This window comes from Mangrovimonas sp. sgz306409, from assembly GCF_059735265.1.
The window spans coordinates 1-1,068 of record NZ_JCAPEU010000034.1 but is presented as its reverse complement, the minus strand read 5'-3'; the positions used below and the strand labels follow the sequence as shown (position 1 = coordinate 1,068).

Here is a 1,068-nt window from a genome sequence, read left to right as displayed (position 1 = left end):
TTCACGCAACGAAACTATACACAAACCGTTACCACACATATGAAAGAAAAATTATTCTTGCTATTATTCTTATGTTCCATTTCAAACATATATCCTCAACAAAACGATTGTGAATCAATACTATCTAAAAAAATCAATTCAAACTTCAATGATACAAAGGCAACAGAAGAATTTCGAAACAACCTCTTAAAACTTGTTGGTTGCGGGATTGATTCTATAGATCTAACAATATTCTCCAATGGTCCTATTGCCGCTACATTTCTAATGGACATTGTCAGTGAAAACAATAATGGTTCTGAACTAACCTATCGCCACTTTTTCGATAAAATCCTTGATTTTAAAAAAACTGAACAATACCAAAAATTAAGAAACATCAATGAGGCCTCAATAGCTCTTGAAAAAAGACCTGCCAACATTAATAATTGGGAAGAAGACAAATTACTGCTTCAGCAATTAGAAATGCCCGAACAATATATTTCTGAATTCTATATATTTCTAAAAAATAACAACCAAACCTTCAATTCATACAAGGAAGCCATTATATCCTTTAGTGAATCAATAAAAGAAGTAAATACAGTTTCCAACGTTGAATTGACAGACATTTTCAACAACCCAGGCAATGTGGATTTTAATGAGCTATCAACACTAAGCATAGAAAATAAAAAACCAATTTTACTTTATTTTACTGGCTACGCCTGTGTTAACTGCAGAAAAATGGAGGATAATATTTTCAAAATGAAACCAATCTTTGACGTTTTAAAAAACAACTTCCTTGTCATAAACCTATACGTAGACGACAGAACTCAATTACCCGAAAAAGAATGGTTCAACTCAAAAGTTTATAGTAAAACCATCAAAACTATAGGACAAAAAAACAGTGAATATCAAATAACAAAATTCCAAAGCAATACACAACCACTTTTTGTAATATTAAACTCTGATGGTCAAGTTTTGGAAAAATTTCAATACACTAAGTCTTCCCAAGATTTTTTAGACTTCCTTGATCGTGGGCTAAGCAAATTATAAAAAACGTGTGGTAACACAGTGTATAATTCATTGCTTCCGATT

General features: G+C 31.3%; 1 protein-coding gene. It reads left to right on the top strand.

Going from position 1 to position 1,068, the window contains the following annotated elements; all coding sequences use genetic code 11:
* Window positions 1–39 precede the first annotated feature (39 nt).
* The gene (locus tag AC6I5C_RS17805; protein WP_497906348.1) at window positions 40–1,026 is read left to right on the top strand and encodes a thioredoxin fold domain-containing protein; all 987 of its coding nucleotides are present in this window, start codon (window positions 40–42) and stop codon (window positions 1,024–1,026) included.
* Window positions 1,027–1,068 lie beyond the last annotated feature (42 nt).